14 protein-coding genes are annotated in these 18,292 nt (G+C 58.8%); 4 read left to right on the forward strand and 10 right to left on the reverse strand.

The window, feature by feature from the left end; all coding sequences use genetic code 11:
- Positions 1-12: 12 nt before the first annotated feature.
- Positions 13-1,551: a SulP family inorganic anion transporter gene (locus RHM56_RS14140; protein WP_322233091.1), complete on the forward strand. Its 1,539-nt coding sequence runs from the start codon at positions 13-15 to the stop codon at positions 1,549-1,551.
- 20 nt (positions 1,552-1,571) lie between these two features.
- Here the strand turns inward: RHM56_RS14140 and RHM56_RS14145 are convergent, their stop codons facing one another.
- The 8 genes from RHM56_RS14145 to RHM56_RS14180 all read right to left on the reverse strand — a co-directional run bounded on the left by RHM56_RS14145 (position 1,572) and on the right by RHM56_RS14180 (position 11,932).
- Complete coding sequence (locus RHM56_RS14145; RefSeq protein WP_322233093.1) at positions 1,572-2,585, reverse strand: AraC family transcriptional regulator; 1,014 nt, start codon at positions 2,583-2,585, stop codon at positions 1,572-1,574.
- 80 nt (positions 2,586-2,665) lie between these two features.
- Complete coding sequence (locus tag RHM56_RS14150; RefSeq protein ID WP_322233095.1) at positions 2,666-3,841, reverse strand: MFS transporter; 1,176 nt, start codon at positions 3,839-3,841, stop codon at positions 2,666-2,668.
- Positions 3,842-3,869: 28 nt separating this feature from the next.
- On the reverse strand, positions 3,870-4,907 hold the full coding sequence (locus tag RHM56_RS14155) for a Rieske 2Fe-2S domain-containing protein (protein ID WP_322233097.1): 1,038 nt from the start codon (positions 4,905-4,907) through the stop codon (positions 3,870-3,872).
- A gap of 498 nt (positions 4,908-5,405) precedes the next feature.
- Positions 5,406-6,239: an SDR family oxidoreductase gene (locus RHM56_RS14160; protein ID WP_322233099.1), complete on the reverse strand. Its 834-nt coding sequence runs from the start codon at positions 6,237-6,239 to the stop codon at positions 5,406-5,408.
- A gap of 15 nt (positions 6,240-6,254) precedes the next feature.
- Positions 6,255-7,022: an SDR family oxidoreductase gene (locus RHM56_RS14165; RefSeq protein ID WP_322233101.1), complete on the reverse strand. Its 768-nt coding sequence runs from the start codon at positions 7,020-7,022 to the stop codon at positions 6,255-6,257.
- Positions 7,023-7,110: 88 nt separating this feature from the next.
- Positions 7,111-8,355 carry a helix-turn-helix transcriptional regulator gene (locus RHM56_RS14170; protein ID WP_416194854.1) on the reverse strand — a complete coding sequence of 415 codons (1,245 nt, stop codon included), beginning with the start codon at positions 8,353-8,355 and terminating at the stop codon, positions 7,111-7,113.
- A gap of 165 nt (positions 8,356-8,520) precedes the next feature.
- Positions 8,521-10,947, reverse strand: a complete 2,427-nt coding sequence (locus RHM56_RS14175; protein ID WP_322233105.1) for an efflux RND transporter permease subunit — start codon at positions 10,945-10,947, stop codon at positions 8,521-8,523.
- A gap of 10 nt (positions 10,948-10,957) precedes the next feature.
- Positions 10,958-11,932 (reverse strand): WD40/YVTN/BNR-like repeat-containing protein, encoded by a 975-nt coding sequence (locus RHM56_RS14180; RefSeq protein ID WP_322233107.1) that lies wholly within the window; start codon positions 11,930-11,932, stop codon positions 10,958-10,960.
- A 268-nt stretch (positions 11,933-12,200) separates the two neighbouring features.
- Between RHM56_RS14180 and RHM56_RS14185 the strand changes: the two genes are divergently transcribed.
- Entirely contained in the window at positions 12,201-12,572 is a 372-nt protein-coding gene (locus tag RHM56_RS14185; RefSeq protein WP_322233109.1) for a hypothetical protein, read from the forward strand.
- 81 nt (positions 12,573-12,653) lie between these two features.
- Here the strand turns inward: RHM56_RS14185 and yghX are convergent, their stop codons facing one another.
- Positions 12,654-13,538, reverse strand: coding sequence for a YghX family hydrolase (gene yghX / locus RHM56_RS14190; RefSeq protein WP_322233111.1), 885 nt, complete (start codon positions 13,536-13,538; stop codon positions 12,654-12,656).
- A gap of 149 nt (positions 13,539-13,687) precedes the next feature.
- Here yghX and RHM56_RS14195 point away from each other — a divergent pair, with 149 nt between their 5' ends.
- Entirely contained in the window at positions 13,688-14,158 is a 471-nt protein-coding gene (locus tag RHM56_RS14195; protein ID WP_322233113.1) for an FAD/FMN-containing dehydrogenase, read from the forward strand.
- 10 nt (positions 14,159-14,168) lie between these two features.
- On the opposite strand, the gene RHM56_RS14200 is transcribed toward RHM56_RS14195, so the two are convergent.
- Complete coding sequence (locus tag RHM56_RS14200) at positions 14,169-15,047, reverse strand: LysR substrate-binding domain-containing protein (RefSeq protein ID WP_322233115.1); 879 nt, start codon at positions 15,045-15,047, stop codon at positions 14,169-14,171.
- 185 nt (positions 15,048-15,232) lie between these two features.
- On the opposite strand from RHM56_RS14200, the gene RHM56_RS14205 reads away from it, so the two are divergent.
- A complete protein-coding gene (locus RHM56_RS14205) occupies positions 15,233-18,256 on the forward strand; it encodes an FAD-binding and (Fe-S)-binding domain-containing protein (RefSeq protein WP_322233117.1) in 3,024 nt (1,007 codons plus the stop codon).
- Positions 18,257-18,292 lie beyond the last annotated feature (36 nt).

An 18,292-nucleotide genomic window follows, 5' to 3' on the forward strand; every position in this document is an offset into this window, starting at 1 on the left:
CGGGAGATAGTCATGCGTGCGGAACAATTAAAAGCGCTGCTGCCACGGGAGCTACTGGCCTCGGTGGTGGTTTTTCTGGTCGCCCTGCCCTTGTGCATGGGCATCGCCATTGCGTCCGGGATGCCACCGGCCAAGGGCTTGATTACTGGCATCATCGGCGGCTTGGTGGTGGGCTGGATGGCCGGTTCCCCCCTGCAAGTCAGCGGCCCGGCCGCCGGTCTGGCGGTCTTGGTTTTCGAACTAGTTCGCCAACATGGCATTGCCATGCTGGGGCCGATACTGCTGCTGGCGGGTTTTTTACAACTGGTGGCGGGACGTTTACGCCTGGGCTGCTGGTTTCGGGTAACGGCACCCGCCGTGGTGTACGGCATGCTCGCCGGAATCGGCGTGTTGATCGTGCTATCACAAGTGCATGTGATGCTCGATGCCACGCCGCAACCCTCAGGCCTGGACAACCTGCTGGGCTTCCCAGCAGCCTTGACCCAAGCCGCCCAAGGCCTGGATAGCGGATTTGGCTGGCAAGCCGGATTGTTGGGGCTGAGCACCATAGGGGTGATGTGGCTATGGGATAAATGGCGGCCGCACGCTCTGCGGTTTGTGCCTGGAGCACTGCTCGGGGTTGGCTTGACCACCGGCGCCAGCCTGTTGCTGGCCTTGCAGGTCAAGCGGGTGCAAGTCCCGGACAACCTGGCCGACGCCATCGACTGGCTACGCCCTGCCGACCTGCTGAACCTCGCAGACCCTGCTTTATTGATCGCCGCCTTCACTGTTGCGTTTATCGCCAGCGCAGAAACGCTGTTGTCGGCAGCGGCCGTAGACCGTATGCACAACGGCCAGCGCTCGGATTTTGACAAAGAACTGACGGCACAAGGCGTCGGCAACATGCTCTGCGGCCTGCTCGGTGCCTTGCCCATGACCGGAGTGATCGTGCGCAGCTCGGCCAATGTCCAGGCGGGTGCCACCACCCGGCTGTCCGCCATGTTTCACGGCGTCTGGCTGCTGGTTTTTGTAGTGCTGCTGTCCAGTGCGCTGCAAAGCATTCCGGTGGCGAGTCTGGCCGGGGTGTTGGTTTATACCGGGTTCAAGCTGGTGGACCTCAAGGCGTTTCGCGCTCTGGGCCGTTATGGACGCATGCCGATGATGACCTACGCGGCGACCGCCTTGGCTATCGTCTTCACCGATCTGCTGACCGGTGTGCTCGTGGGGTTCGGCCTCACGTTGGCCAAATTGGCCTGGAAAGCCTCGCGACTCAAAATCAGCCTGATTGAGCAGCCTGAAGCTGACCATATGGAATTACGCCTGGCTGGCGCCGCTACTTTTCTCAAAGTTCCGGCCCTGACTCAGGTGTTGTCACGTATACCCGCTGGCAGCACTCTGCATGTACCGCTCAACCACCTCAGTTATATCGACCACGCCTGCCTGGAGCTGCTTGAAGAATGGGGCCGGGCCAATGCAGGCAATGGCTCAATCCTGATGATTGAGGCGCGGGGTTTGAAGCGCCGACTGGAGGGCAGAATACGCACCACGACTGGCTTGGGTTCGGCGTTGTAGATCGCCATTGAAAACCGGGGTTAACCACCGCCCAAGATCAAGCTGCGGTAGTGCCCCGGGTTGGTGCCGGACCATTTGCGAAAGGCTTTGTAAAACGAGCTGGTGTCGGCAAAGCCCAAACGCAGGGCGATATCGGCAAAACTATGGTCCGGCTCGGCCAGCCAACCAATGGCCAACTCTTTGCGCACACCGTCTTTGAGCCCCTGAAAAGTCTGACCTTCGTCGGCCAAACGCCGACGCAAGGTCGAGGCCGACATGCACAGACTTTGCGCCATGCTCTGGGTTTCTGGCCATTGTTCTGCTGGCAGTTGCCGCAGGTCTTGCTTGATTTGGCTGGCCAGGCTTTGCGGGTCGCGGTATTTGACCAGGATATTGGCCGGCGCCTGGGCCAAAAATCGCTGCAATTCTTCGGTGCTGCGTTTGATCGGTGCATCCAGGCAGTCAGCTGCAAATATCATCCGCGTCCGCGGGCGATCAAAGCGCAGGTTTTCGGAAAACATCACTTCGTAATCACCGCAGTAATCAGGCTGCGCACACCGCAACTCAATGGCCAAAATCGGAATCCGCCGCCCGGCCAGCCAACAGGCCACGCCATGCACGATCATCCAATAGGCAAAGTAGGTGAAAGCGCGGCTCGACTGCGTCTGTGGCTCGTGCAAGACGATCTCTGCCACGCTCTGCTGACGTACCAAACGTGCAGGCAAGCGTTCCAGCGTTAACGACAAATACCCCAGCACCAGCTCCAGGCCCTGCGTCAACGAGGGCTGAGCCATAGCCGAGCGGCACATGAACGCCAGGCTCCCGGCCCGCAACTTGCGCGGGTCCATGCCGAAAAACTCGTCATCGAGGCGCCGCGCCACAAGCCGCCACATTCGCGCGTACGCCAGGGCGGGTACGCGGGCATCCGCCTGGTCCAGCAACGCTGGGTTAATCCCGATCTTTTGCAGCACTTCGTGCATGCCGCTGGTCGAGGCGCAACTTTGCAACAGCGCTTCACGCACCAACTGAATGGAGATGGTGTCTTTATTCAACATTGGCCATGATCCAAGCCCGATGACGGTTAGGTGTCGGTCATCTTAAGCAGAGCAGATCAAAAAGCCAGTAGTACCTTTAGCTAGATGGGTATCACGACCGGGCTTGACCTGAGGCGGCTCGCCAACACCCCGCAAAACGCCACGACCGGCACGACGGCCGTAGCCAGTGCCAGCCATAGCAACCCGGTAAAGCCGTCTGCCACCCATTGCCCGGCCACCGCTGGGCCGACCATGGAGCTTAGAGCAAAGGCTGCCGGAATCAGCATGATCGCGCGGCCACTTGGGTCCAGACGGGCAACGGCTGCGGTCTGGTAGATACAGCCCCAGCAAAAACCGACTTCCCAGATCCAGGCACCCAGCGCGTACATCGCAAAGCCTTGGGCATAAGCCAATAACAACAAGCCGCAACCGATCACGGCCAACACCAGCACATGCGGCCAACGCGACCCCAAACGATCACCGACCAGCGCCAGAACCAGCGCCGCCCCGCCACCCAGCAGTTTGAGCACGGCAAACACCACACCCATTTGCGCAGGCTCGACGTTCAGCCCATGACCCAGCCGCTCAAGGAACGCCCACAGACCAATCTGCCCGGCGCCAAACACAAAGAAAAACCCCAGTGCCCAATACGCTGGCACCGGGAAGCGAAAACGGCCTTGAAGGGAACGGTCTTTCGCCACATCAACCTTTACCGCGAAGTCGCTGCGCCGAGGCAATGCAAAGGCGCTCAGGCTCAGCAACACAATCATGGCTGCCAGCACCAATGCAGCACCGGCATAGTGAAAATGCGCAATCACCACCGACGGCAACACAAACAGCACCAACGCCACCAAGCCCAATTCAATGCCTTGACGCAGGCCAAAGGCACGCTCCTTGTTCGGCATTTCGGCCATGATGCGCATGCCGAGGCAGGTCATCAGCGCGGCAAAAAAACCGATCAAGGCCCACAACGGCAACTGCACCGTGGCCGGTAATTGCGACGATGCGAGCAGCGCCAGCGCAGCTCCCGACGCACAACCGAACGTCAAAAACCGCCAGTTGCAACGGTCGATAAAGCCCACTGCCACCAGCGTCCCCAGCAAATAGCCCGTGAAACACACAGAGCCCAACAGACCGATTTGCGACGGCGCGAAGCCGAAGCTGTCCGCCAGCGCGCCAAGCAAGATCGGCAATGTATTGAAGGGCAACCCGCCAATCGTCGACGCCAGACTCGCGGCCAGCATAAAAGTCAGCGTTCTACGTTGATTCAGCGTCATCAGCAGTGCCCTTCGCTCAGGTCATCGATCAGCGTTGATCAACCGTGGTGATTTCACGGCGCTCGGCCATGCTCGCCGGTACGCTCGCCTCGTCAGTGAAGAACTGCTGATACCACTCGCGCAGTTGATACACAGGGCCATCGCCCTCAGCCAGTACCGGGTTGTTGACCCGTATTTTATGGGTCCAGATGTCGACGTCCTGATAGAACGAATCACGGTTGCGCTGCACGTAATCCAGGGCCAGTGCTTCGTTCTGCTCATCGCTCCAGCCCGGTACTTTTTTCACCATGCAGCCAAAGCGCAGTTCAAAACTGTTAGGGCCAATCGGCACGTGACAGTTGAGCAGAATCGACTTGATCTCCTGACCGTCAAACATCGCACTCATGCGGGTAAAGTGAGTCGCAGGACCGAAATAAGCCGACTCTGCCACCAGATCACCGCCCAGCCGTTCAGAGTCACCGTGGAAGATTTGCTGTGCAATGTGGCCTTCAAATATGTTGTGGAAATACTTGGTGGGCGTGCCGTGTACCGGCCCGAAATGCTGGGCATCGACCAGGTTGTCGACCAGCTCGCGCGGGTTGGTATTGATGATCAGCTTGTCCATGTGCCAACTGTGCAGCCACTCGTTGCTGTCAATTTCCGGCAGATGCGGAATGACCACGCCTTCAGCGGGTGGCTTGCCTTCAGGGTTGTTCCACACAAACAGCAGATTATTCACTTCACACGTCTGCCAGGCGCGGGTTTTGGCCTTTGGCGGAATGCGTTTGCAATACGGGATTTCGACGCACTTGCCGCTGGCGTCGTACTGCCAGTGGTGGAACGCGCAGACCACACGGTCGTTTTCGATAGTGCCTTGCGACAGGTCCGCGCCCATGTGCGGGCAATGCGCATCGAGTACGCTGATTTCGCCCTTCGATGTAGCGAACGCCAGTAGCCGGGTGCCAAATATATTTAAGGTATGCAGCTTGCCATCACGGTACTCATCCGCTTCGCCCAGACAATGCCAACCACGACCAAAGCGCGGTGATAAGGCGTTCTCGACGTGGATTTCTGCGAGCTTAGTCATTCTTATTATTCCTCAGGTTAAGGGCCAGGGCGCCTGCTTGAGTGATCTTCACCGAGGTGGGGGGTGGGTTCATCGTTCAGATGGACTAGGTCTGATGTCATAGCCTTGTAGCCGCTGCCGAAGGCTGCGATCTGCTGCGTAGCGGCAGCGCTCTGTATGTATATCCGTTTGATGCGCAACGGCTTTTTACGGGTTTCGCCCTTGCGGCGAGGCACTTTTGGCAAACAGCCCCAAAAGTACCCAAAAGGTCCTTGCCCCAACGTACGGCCCTCGCTTCGCGAGGGTTCCCTCACTCCGGTCCCGCTCCGTGGGCACGCCGCGACGGGCCATCCATGGCCCAGCGCGGCTCTCCCGGCATCCATGCCGGTCGACCCACTGCGCAGAACCTCCATTCGGCCTGCCGAAAGGGGCCGATCGATCAAGATCACAAGCCAGATCACAAACCAGATCAAGAACCTGGATCGGGGGCTTTGCAGTCGCGCCGGCCCGGATTGGCTGTCAGCGCCAGTCGGCAACGATTGCGTGTTCACGCGCAAACGGTTGGCATTGGATGGTTTTGCGTTGGTGTTGCACGGCCGCTTCGTTGGTCGCTAACCACAGCATGACGGACGCCGGGACTTGCGGCGGTGCGGAGCCAGCACGCAGGGCTATCACGCCTTTGTCGCCGAGGGTGGCGCGCAAGGCGTCGGTGGTGACAACACCTGGGTTGAGGGTGTAGGCACAGATGCCTTGTTCGCCAAATTCGACCGACAAGATCCCCGATAAACGCGATACGGCCGCCTTGCCTGCGCCATAGGCATATCCCCAGCCACCCTTGCCCGCTGCCACCGGCGGGTCGGTTTCGCCCGCACCGGAGGTGACGTTGATGACCACCCCGCCACCTTGCTCCAGCATGTGTTTGACGATGGCCTGGGTCAGTAACACCGGGGTCATGATGTAGCCTTGGAACACCCGTTCCAGGGTCTCGGGTTGCAGTTCCATAAAGGGTGCATTGAGGTCGCGGCCCTGATAGATCGCATTGTTGATCAACACGTCAACCCGGCCATACTCGGCAAAAACTGCCTGACTGGCCGCCAGCACGGATTGGCTGTCGAGCAAGTCCATGCGTACCACAAAAGCCTTGCGTCCCAATTCGCGAATCGCTGCTGCTGTGCTGTTCAAGCTACCCGGCAACGCCGTGCCGTCAGGGTTGTGCAAACCATGGGTGTGGGTTTCACCCTCGTCCAGGCTGCGCGCACTGATGGCCAGATCAAAGCCTGCACGCGCAAACGCCAAGGCAGTTTCACGCCCGATACCTCGACTGGCACCCGTGATGAAGGCCACTTTATTCATGCCAACTCCTTAAAGTCAGAAGCGCTGAGGCCTGACCATCGCGTCCATGCCGCCATCGACAAACACCACACTGCCGGTCACAAAGCTGGCGTGTTCGGACTGTAGAAATGCCACCACCCGGGCGATTTCTTCGGTATGACCGGCACGTCCCAAGGGCGCGACAAATTCGCTGACTGCTTTGCCGTAGCGCGCATCGTCTTTGGCCGCCTGATGCAGCGGTGTCTCAACTGCGCCCGGCGCAACCACGTTCAAGCGAATGCCCTGGGCTGCCCATTTCACTGACTTGCGCCGGGCTTCACAGGTCACCGCGTATTTTGAGCAGGCGTAAGCCACGTGTGACAGGCCCAGCGCATTGGCCATGTCCAGCGCTTGCACTTCATCACCCGCGAGCATGGCTTCAACCATCGGCTGCTGATCAGCCCCCGGATGAGTCGCCGCCACGGAACCAATGACCAGCGCCGCCGGGTTTTGACCTTTGGCCAAGGCGTCGGCCAGGCCATCCAGCAAATCGCTGACGCCAAAATAGTTCACCGCCAGCAGCACGCTACTCGAAGGCGCTGTTACCCCCAGCCCGGCGCAGCACACCAGACCGTCGAGCACACCGCCCGACTGTTCCAGCACTTGCGCCACTGCCGCCTGACGCCCATCACGGGTCGATAAATCGGCCACGACTTCGGCGTTGGCCCGGTCAATCCCAATGATGCGGTGCCCTGCGGCGCGTAAAACCGCGCACACCGCGGCGCCGATTCCCGATGCGGAACCGCTGACAGCTGTAACTGGCATAAGAGTTTCCCTGATGATGCAGGCTCACACTGGCCTGACTGACGATGAAGGGACGGTGGCACTCAACGGCCCCGTCCCGGCGCAAACGTTAAGCGCTTTTGCGGAACGGGCGCGCCAAGTGCGGCGCTGGCACAACCACCGCGTCAGTTGCTCGCAAGGCGCACTTGGGCTTTCCCAACGCGACCACGCTGTTCAGCAGAATCCTTACCAGTTCGGTTTGCCGACGCACACCGGTCTTGGAAAAGATCGAACGCAGGTGAGCCCGAGCGGTATTGCGCCGAATGTTCAGGTTTTCGGCCGCTTCTTCCAGCGACAAGCCGTTGGCCAACTCCATTGCCAACGCCGTTTCGGCCTTGGTCAGGTTGAACAATTGCTTGGTGACCACCTCACTGGCCATCGACTTGCCCACCGAATCGCGGATGTAAATCACCGCCGCAGGCTTGCTCTTGCCCTCGGCCCATTCCAGCGAAGGAATCGCCTCGACCACCAGTCCCAGGCTGACTTGCCCCGATGGTCGGGTCACGGACATGGCGTCAGCGGTCACCCCGCCCTCGCGCACTTCTTGGCTAAAAGCGTGTTTGACCAGACGCTGCAATTCACGGTTGTCGCTCGGGTAGGTGGCTTCCAACCTGCCGCCCACCAGCTTCAAGCCATCAGCGCTTTTGAGGATTTCTTCAGCCACCGGGTTGAGGCGCAGTACTTTGCCGGTTTCATCCAGCACGATGGTCGCCACCGACAGGCGGCTGATGGCCTGCGCGTAAAGCTCACTCATGGACTCGCTGCGATCAAGCAGGTTGTGCAGGTGCAAGGCGCGACGCAGATGCGGCAGAAACATCGTGCACAGCGCACGTTCGGCAGCGGAGAATTTAGGTGACGCTTTGGGCCGGGTGATGCGAAAACGCAACTTGCCGCCGTCTGGCGTTGAGATGTCCGCGCCCATTACGTGGTACACGTCCTGCGGGCTGCAGAAGGCTTTGAAGTAAGCCGAATGCACCCAATCATTTTCACTCATCAGGTCTTCGACGGTGAACACCTGATCCAGCGCCTGCCCCACAAACGGTGTGTTGGTTTGCGGGTAAGTCTGGTAGCAAAGCTCACCCTCGCCTTCAATGTCGCCCGCGACAATCATCAACCCCAGGTCCGGTTGGTCCGGCACGCGTAAAATCAGGGTCGCGTAGTTGGCCTGGAACAGGTTGCGCACGGCACACAGGGTTTTACCCATGACTTTGGGATCGAGCGCGCCATCGTAGAAGCTGCCGATCACTCGATCATAATCGGACAATTCGAGCCCCAGGCTGGCCAGGGTTTGGTGATTCAGGGTCACTGTATCCACGGACATTTCCTCGCATTGGGTCAGGTTCAATGACCGACCCTTTTTATTGTTCTTATAACCAGCGGTTGTCTTTACGCAGTCCCGGCCAACGCTTGGGTATCTGCGTAAAAACGCCTCAGTGTGTCTTTATGTTTACCGCCATTCAAGCCCGGTAAATGCTCTGTTTCAACGGTTTGAAGGATCCTTGGCAGCCACGCTTTGTTTGAGTGGGTAATGCCCGGCAGACGCTGCGCCAGACGGTGCTTTGACCTTGACCAGCGGGCGCCCCAGATTGAACCAGGCAGCCAATGCCGGCAGCAGGAAGATCGCCCCGAGTACATTGACCAGGAACATAAAGGACAACAGCACGCCCATGTCGGCCTGAAATTTAAGCGGCGCAAACGCCCAGGTGCACACCCCGATGGACATGGTCAACGCGGTGAAGACAGCTGCCGTGCCGCGTTGACACATGGCCAGGTAAAAGGCGTTGCGCAGGTCTTTGCCCTCGGCCATCTCATGTTGAATTCGCTCATACAGGTAAATCCCGTAGTCGACCCCCACTCCAACGCCCAACGCCATCACTGGCAGAGTCGCGACCTTGAGGCCGATGCCCAGGGTTGCCATCAGGGCATTGCACAGGATAGCCACAATCGCCAACGGCACCAGGATGCACAGCACGGCGCGGAACGAGCCAAAGGTCAGCCAGCAAAACAGCGCCACCGAACTGAACAGGGCCGCGAGCATCACCACCTCGGCCTGCTTGACCGCCTCGTTGGAGGCCGCCATCACCCCGACGTTGCCACCGGCCATCAAGAACTGCACCTCGGGGCTTTGCAGACCCGCGATGATGCGCTGGGTTTGCTTGACCACGTGGCTCACCGTCGGCCCTTCATGATCGGTGAGGAACACCAGCATCTGCATGCGCTGGCACCCTTCGGTCACCAGCCCGTCATCCGGCAGATAAGCCCGCGAACCCTGGCTCAAACCCTGCGCCGAACCCGGAATGGCCGACCAGCGCGGATTACCCTCGTTGTTGCCGGCAATCACGTTTTTGCCCATGCCTGCCACGCTCTGCACCGACTGCACACCCGGCACGCTGCGAATCTGGAAGTCGAACGACTCAATGGCGCGCATTACCTGAGGCGCCAAGCAACCTTCTTCAATGCCTTTGACTTGCACGAACACCGACATCACATCCAGGCCGATGGAGTAGCTGTTGATGATCTTTTGGTTGTCCTGGTTGTAACGCGAATCGGCGCGCAGTTCAGGCGCCCCTACACCAATATCGCCCACGGCCAGTTGACGGGCCTTGTAGGCACCCACTCCCAGCAGCAACAGACTGATGACAAACACCGCCAAGGCTGGCTTAGGTTCGGCCAGAGCCGACAGACGCCACCACAGTTGATGTTTACCCTGAGCCTTGAGCCCCTGAGCCAAAGCTCGCGATTCGAGGGTGAGATACGACAGGACAATCGGCAGCATCAGCTTGTTGGTGATGATCATCAGCATCACGCCAATGCACGCGGTCACGCCCAGCTCATGCACGATAGGAATGTCGATCAACATGATCACGCCGAAGCCCAGCGCATTCATCAGCAACGCCAGCGAACCGGGAATGAAGATTTTGCAAAAGGCACTGTGTGCCGCCTGTATCGACGAACTGCCGGACAACACGTCCTGCTTCCAGGCGTTGGTCATTTGCACCGCGTGCGACACGCCAATCGAAAAGATCAAAAACGGCACCAGAATCGACATCGGATCGATCCCCAGCCCAAACAGCGGCAACAGGCCCAGCAACCACACCACCGGCAGCAGCGCCACCAGCAGCGCGACCACGGTCAAGCGCCAAGAGCGCGAATACAGCCACAGCAATACACCGGTAATCACGAAGGCAACCACAAAGAAGCCGATCACCGTGGTCAAGCCGTCGATCACATCGCCCACCAGCTTGGCGAAACCGACGATATTGATTTCGATGTCGTCATTGCTGTACTTGGCGCGAATGTCCTCAAGGTGCCTGGCGACCTCGGCATACGACACTGACTTGCCGGTCTGAGGGTCCAGATCCTGCAAGTCGGCGCGCACCATGGAGGACTTCAAGTCGTTGGCCACCAGCCGTCCGATCTGCCCCGAACGGGCAATATTGCTGCGCACTTGCGCCAGATCTTCAGTAGAGCCGGTGAAGCGCGGCGGCACTACAACATCGCCAAAAAAGCCGTCTTCGGTGATTTCGATATAGCGCACGTTCGCAGTAAACAGCGAGGTCACGCTGGCGCGGCTGACACCGTTGATAAAGAACACGTCGTCCGTGACCTTTCTCAGGGTGTCGAGAAACTCAGGGTTATAAATGTCGCCCTCGCCTTTCCACTTCACGCTGACTAAAAAGCGGTTGGCGCCAGTGAAGTACTGGCTGAAGTTAAGGAAGTTGACCATGAACTCGTTGCGCACCGGGATCTGCTTGTTAAAGCCCGGATCCAGTTGTGTGTGCGTCGCGCTGTAGCCCAGCGCCAGAGTCAACAACACAAAGAGCGCCAGCAACCCCTTGCGCCAGGCGATCAACAGGTCAGCGACGCGCTCGACCATTCGGTTTACTGCGGTTTTTTCAGCGTTCATATAGCGCCTCTTATTGTCCAAGCGCAGCAACGCTGCCGTCTGTGCCTTGGAACACACCGCGCTCACCTCCGACCAGCAGGCGTCGCGCGTTCACCAGCACAGCCGAGGTCAAGGTCCCCAGGCCTGACAAGCGTGTGGCATTGAGCAAGTGGCCGTTGCCGTCGAGGCGCACCATGGAACTGCCCGCCCCGACAATCAGCAGGCCGCCGCCGTTGGGCAGCAGTACGTGGCCGTAGAGCGGTAACTGGTTGCCCACATTGACCGGGGCCCAGGTCTGACCAAAGTTCTGACTGACAAACACATGACCGCGCATGCCGTACGTCACCCAACGATCAGGGCTCAGGCGCACCACACCAAACAGAGAGCCGTTATAAAACGCGGGCAGCTTGTGCCAGGTACGTCCGGCATCATCACTGCGCATCACCAGCCCTTGCTCGCCAACCAGCATCCGCCGCCCATCGGCGCCGCCGTCCATGCCGTTGAGGTGAGCGCTGTCGACCTCCAGCGCCGACGCTTGCCAGGTACGGCCGTCATCATTGGACTGGTAAAACTTGCCGAAGCTGCCAAACGCCAGTACTTGCTTGCCCCCGGCATTCCAGATGCCCAGCAAAGGCTCGGCGACATCGGCGTCGTAGCGCACCTCAGCCCAGTTCGCGCCCGCATCGACCGAACGCAGAATCCAGCCGTCATGGCCGACCGCCAACAGGCTTTTATCGTCCAGCGCCACCAGCGCCGTCAGGGTCAAATCCCGTTGTGGCGTGACCGCCGCTGATTGCCAAGTCCCCCCCTGATCATCACTGAGCAGAATATTGCCGCGCTCGCCCACCGCTACCACGCGCTGGTCGAGGTACAGCATGCCGTTGATTTGCAGGCGGTCGGGACGCAGTTGGGCCGTCTCGTCGCTAACCGGTTTATGGGCAGAGAACGTAAACGCGATGGTTGCCGCCACAATCAGGCAAACCAGATAGCCGATCAATGCACGCATGGGCGATGCCTCGCTGCACGATTCAGTTGCTGGGCAGAGTTCATGCAGCCAGTCCTCTTTTTATTGTCGTGGATGCTCTGGCGACCTCGGCGGCGAGGTGCCTAGAACCTGACTTTGATCATCGGACTGGTCAGTCACAGGCACATCGTCCAAATGGCCTAGCTGACACGGACGGGGGTGTTACAGCATTTGTCCAACTCGGCCCAAAACAAAAAGCTCAAGTCACGTACAATCCGCTTTTTGCCATCGCAGCCCACAGGATTCACCCATGTCTTTGAACAAACGCAATCAGGCGCAAATTGAACGTCGCCTGATTAAAAACCTGACCGATGCCTGTGAAGCGGCTAAAGGGCAGATCCCGGGATTTGTCTGGCTGACTCACGCGGTCGACTTTGCAGCCTTCCCGGCAAGCCTGAAGGTGGTCTGGGTCTTCGATACCCAAGTCAGCAAGGACTTTGCGCTGGCTGATGGCGAGGCCAAGTTTATGGTCGATCTGACCACTAAGGCCCTAGAGGATGCCAATGTGAACGTGCGCAAGGTGGCGAATCACGTGTTTTATGATTCTGAAGAAGAATGTCAGCGCGCCTGTGGCGGTGACTGGCCCAAGCGCCTGGCACAAAAGAATCCGGGCCGCGCGTGATTAAAAAGTTGCGCCTGTAGGAGCAGCTTGCTCGCGATCTTTGGATTTTTTAAAAGATCGCGGGCAAGCAGTTGACGTGCGTCAGGCGAGGTATTTGCGAAACCACGCCAGGGTTCTGTTCCATGCCAAATCAGCGGCAGCTTTGTCGTAACGCGGCGTGGAATCGTTATGAAAGCCGTGGTTCACGCCTGAGTAGACGTAAGCCTGATAGGTCTTGTGATTGGCCTTCAAGGCCTGTTCATAGGCGGGCTTGCCTTCATTGATACGGGTATCCAGGCCAGCGTAGTGCAACAGGATCGGCGCCTGAATACGCTGTACATCATCGGCACTCGGCTGACGCCCGTAAAACGACACGGCGGCCCCTAACTCCGGGTAAGCCACCGCCGCCGCATTCGCCACGCCCCCGCCATAACAGAAACCGGTGATGCCGACTTTGCCGGTGCCCGCGTCATGCTGCATCAACCACTCAATGGCGGCGAAAAAATCATTCATCAGCGTTTCCGGGTCGACTGTTTGTTGCAGCGCCAGGCCTTTTTCATCATTACCGGGATAACCGCCCACTGAGCTCAGGCCATCGGGAGCAAGCGCAATAAAGCCCGCTTTGGCCAAACGCCGGGCAACGTCCTCAATGTAAGGATTGAGCCCGCGATTTTCATGCACCACGACCACCGCTGGCAGCTTGCCTTGAGCCTGTGCCGGGCGCACCAGATACCCCCGAACCTCACCGTTACCTTTGGGCGACGGGTAGGTGATGTACTCAGCTTTAATATCAGGATCGGTAAAGGACACCTGCTCGGCGAGAGCGTAATTGGGACTTAGCGCGCCAAGTACCGACACCGCCGATATACCTGCGGTGAACACGGCGGCACGCTCCAAAAACTCGCGCCGGTTGATTTTGCCATGGGCGTAGTTGTCGTAAAGTTCCAGCAACTGGGGCGCAAAGTCTTTCGCAGTCAGACGGCTCATCAAGCATTTCCTCCAGGGCGGTTTTGGGTGCCTGCATAACCATAGAGCAAGTTGTCACTAAATGAGTATCCGGATTTTTAAGCGCGGCCATGAGCTACCATGCGCGGCTTGTCTGACGGTAAACAACACCAAAACGGAGAAATTAAACAGTGAGAATTGCACTTTTACTGCTGTTGAGCGCGCTGTCCATGCAAGCGGTAGCGGCCACCATAGGTGAACACCTGACGCCCTGGACCCTGCAAGATCAGCACGACCAGCCTTATACCCTGGACAACGACACCCACGTTTTATTGGTCGCCCGCAGCATGGACGGTTCTAAACTGGTAAAAGCCGCGCTGGAGAACCAGCCAAAAGGGTATCTGGAAGCACGTCATGTGGCCTTCCTCGCCGACGTGAAAGGCATGCCTTCGATAATCGGCAAGTTCATCGCCATCCCGAAAATGCGCGATTACACCTACCGCGTCGTGCTTGACCGAGACGGCAAAATTGCCGCCCAGTATCCCGGCGCTGAAGACAAGGTGCTGTGGCTGCAACTGGACAACGGCACCCTGGTTTCACAGCAAGACTTTGCCAATGCCGATGAACTGCGTGCTGCGCTGGAAAAATTGCCGGTTCAGTAAAAGCCAACGGCTAATTGTCCGGAAAAGACAAACTCAACAGCCACTCGCTAAACGCCATCAACGCGGGCAGGTTCTGGTACCGATTGGCATGCGCCAGGTAGTAGTTCCTGCCACTTTCCATCGGTTCGAACAGCGCCACCAAGGTGCCGGCCTTGATCTCGTCCTGCACCAGAATACGCGGCACCAACCCGATGCCGATGCCAGCAGCCACAGCCTGAATCAGGTGCGCCGTGAGCTCAAAGCTCGGGCCTGGGCGCATCACGCGATGGTCCAGGCCATTACGCTCAAACCAGTCCGACCAGGCATTGGCTCTGGAAACAACGCTGAGCAATGCATGGCTCGCCCCCACGTCTGACGCAGTCATGCTGCGGTACTCCGGTAATGCTAGCGGGCTAGCCACGACCACCAGTTTTTCAGTCAGCAGTTTGTGCGCCTTGTAGCCCGGCCATGGCCCGGCTCCGGCGACGATAACGGCGTGCATGTCCCCCGCCACACTGGCCAGGTCTGCGTGCATGATTCGCGAATGGATGTGCACCACGATGTCCGGGTGTTGGGTGTAAAAGTCATTCATGCGTGGCAGCAGCCACTTGGAGCCAAACGTAGGCAGCACCGCCAGGTTCAAGGTCCCGCCCTGGGAGCGAAAGGCGATGGTTTGCAGGGTGGCACTGCGGATCCGGCCCAGGGCGGCCGACAGCTCATGCTGATACAACGCCCCGGCCGCTGTGAGCTCAATACGCCGCCCGTCACGATTGAACAGATCCACCCCGAGCAACGCCTCCAAAGCCTGTACCTGACGGCTCACAGCGCTTTGGGTCAGCGACAGTTCATCAGCCGCTTTGGTAAAGCTGCCATGCCTGGCAGCCGCCTCAAAAGCGACCAACACCGACATCTAGGGAGTAAGACGTCTCGGATTCATTCATAAACCTCATGCAAAAGCTGCACGTTATACGTTTGTCTTGGTGCCGCCAGACCTTGAAAATCAGGCCAAATCAATTTCACCGCGTAGGTCAGCTCGCGAGCAAGCATACGTTGAGTGAATGTAGAAATGAATTTAGCCCGCAGGAAATACCGTCAATGATCGCCCGCCTCGACTCGCCCCATCGCCTTGATGACGCTTACCAACGCTTTCTGAGCGCACTGGAAACAGCAGGTTTCAAAGGCGAAATCGCCAGTGATCACGGCCTCAGAACAGTGCTGGCGACGGACAATTCCATCTACCAGCGCTTGCCCCAGGCGGCGGTTTTTCCCAGGGATTACACCGACGTCGAGTGCATTGCCAAACTCGCGGCGCGGCCTGAATACCGCTCCATTGTGCTCACCGCGCGTGGCGGCGGGACCGGTACCAACGGCCAGTCACTGACTGATGGTCTGGTGGTCGACCTTTCGCGGCACCTCAATACTATTCTTGAAATCAACGTTGAAGAGCGCTGGGTGCGGGTACAGAGCGGCGTGGTCAAAGACCAATTGAACGCGGTGCTAAAACCCCACGGACTGTTCTTTGCCCCCGAGCTGTCGACCTCAAATCGGGCGACCATCGGCGGCATGATCAACACCGATGCCAGTGGTCAGGGCAGTTGTACCTACGGCAAAACCCGCGATCACGTACTGGCCCTTTCGACGGTACTGCTAGGAGGGCAACGGCTGGACAGTCGGGTGATGGCAAGCGAGGCGGCCCATCAGCAGGCGGCCCGGCAGGACGTCATTGGCGAGGTTTACCGCTGCACCCAAGGCATCGCCGATAACCAGCAACAGTTGATCAAAGACATCTTCCCCCCGCTCAATCGCTGCCTCACCGGGTATGACCTCGCCCACCTGCGCGAGCCCGACGGGCGCTTCAACCTGAACAGCATTCTGTGCGGCTCCGAGGGCTCGCTCGGCTTTATCGTCGAGGCCACGCTCAACGTGTTGCCCATCCCGCAGCATTCTATTTTGGTCAACGTGCGCTACGCCGGATTCATGGATGCGCTGCGCGACGCCAAGGCACTGATGGCCCTCAAGCCGCTGTCGATTGAAACCGTCGACTCAAAAGTGCTGATGCTGGCGATGAAAGACATCGTATGGCACGGCGTTGCCGAGTATTTCCCACAGGATCTGGACCACCCGACCCTGGGTATCAACCTGATCGAATTCAGTGACGATGACCTTGAACGGCTGGAGCAACGGGTTCACGACTTTACCGAGCACTTACAAACCGATAACAGCGTGCGCCGTCTGGGCCATACGCTGGCTATCGGCAGCGAAGCGGTGAAACGGGTGTACACCATGCGCAAACGTTCAGTGGGCCTGCTGGGCAATGTTCAAGGCGAAGCCCGACCACAGCCGTTTGTGGAAGACACCGCCGTACCGCCGCAGAATCTGGCGGATTACATTGCCGAGTTCCGTGCGCTGCTGGACAGTCACGCGCTGGAATATGGCATGTTCGGCCATGTCGACGCCGGGGTGCTGCACGTGAGGCCAATTCTGGACATGAAGGACCCTCGGCAGGCTGCTCTGATTCGGCCTATTTCCGATGCCGTGGCTGCGCTCACGCGCAAATACGGCGGTTTGCTATGGGGTGAGCATGGCAAGGGGTTGCGCTCCGAATACGTGCCTGAATACTTTGGCGCGCTGTATCCGTCATTGCAGGCGATCAAGGGCGCGTTCGACCCGTTCAACCAATTAAACCCGGGCAAAATCGCCACCCCGGCACAGGTGAGCAACGCCCGCCTGACCCCGGTGGATGAAGTCCCGTTACGCGGTGATCTTGATCGTCAAGTCGATGAGCGCGTGTGGCAAAGCTATCAAACAGCACTGCATTGCAACGGCAATGGCGCTTGCTACAACTTCGACCCCGATGACGCGATGTGCCCTTCCTGGAAAGCCACCCGCAACCGTATTCACTCCCCCAAAGGTCGCGCGTCGCTGATGCGCGAATGGCTGCGTCTGCAAGGCGCCCAAGGGATCGACCTGCTGGGCAGTTACTCATCGAGCGTATGGCGCAGAGCCCGCAACAGCCTGGCCAAACGAATGGGCGAAAAGGATTTCTCGCACGAGGTCTATGACGCGATGGCCGGCTGCCTGGCCTGCAAGTCATGCGCTGGCCAGTGCCCGATCAAGGTCAACGTGCCGGATTTCCGAGCACGCTTTCTTGAGCTGTATCACAGCCGCTATCTGCGCCCGCTCAAGGATTACGCGGTCGGCTCGCTTGAATTCAGCATTCCTCACATCGCGCGTTTCCCAAGGGTGTACAACGCGATGATGAGTGCCAAACCCGTTAAGTATATGCTTGAGCACGTTGTGGGAATGGTCGACAGCCCGTTACTGAGCCTGATGGATTTTCATCAGGTGTGCGCCACCTGGAATGTACACATTGCCACGCCTCAGAGCCTTTCACGCCTGACTGACGAACAGCGCAAACGCAGCGTGATCTTGGTCCAGGACGCGTTCACGCGCTATTTCGAAACCCCGTTGGCCGCACAGTGGATCGAGTTGATCGCACGACTGGGTTACCAGGTCTACCTCGCGCCCTTCTCACCCAATGGCAAACCACTGCAAGTGCAAGGTTTCCTCGGCGCTTTTAAAAAAACGGCGGCGCACACCGCCAAAGGGCTGATGGCGCTGCAACAAAGCGGCCTGCCGCTGGTGGGCCTCGACCCGGCCATGACCTTGGTGTATCGCCAGGAATACGCCAAAACCCTCGACCAAGGCACCGCGCCACACGTTGCCCTGCCTCAAGAATGGTTGGCGAATGCCCTGCCAGCCTCTGGGTTGCCACGCGCTAAAGAGGTCTATCATTTTCTGCCACATTGCACTGAACGCACCCACGAGCCCGCGAGTGTAGAACTGTGGAAGAGCGTCTTCGAGGGCTTTGGTCTCACGCTCAACGTTTTGGCCAGCGGCTGTTGTGGCATGTCCGGTACCTACGGCCATGAAGCGCGCAATACCAGCACCTCTGCGATCATCTACTCGCAGTCCTGGCAGCCGTTGGTTGAACGCCACCAATCGAACGGCAGGCTGATTGCCGATGGCTATTCATGCCGAAGCCAAGTGAAACGTCACGCAGGGCACGCGTTGCAACATCCATTGCAGGCACTGCTCGGCCACCTGCGCGCGGGCTAGCGTGTTGTTTGGGTCCTTGAATGATGGCAGGCTACC

The organism is Pseudomonas sp. CCC3.1, from assembly GCF_034347405.1.
Lineage (GTDB): Bacteria > Pseudomonadota > Gammaproteobacteria > Pseudomonadales > Pseudomonadaceae > Aquipseudomonas.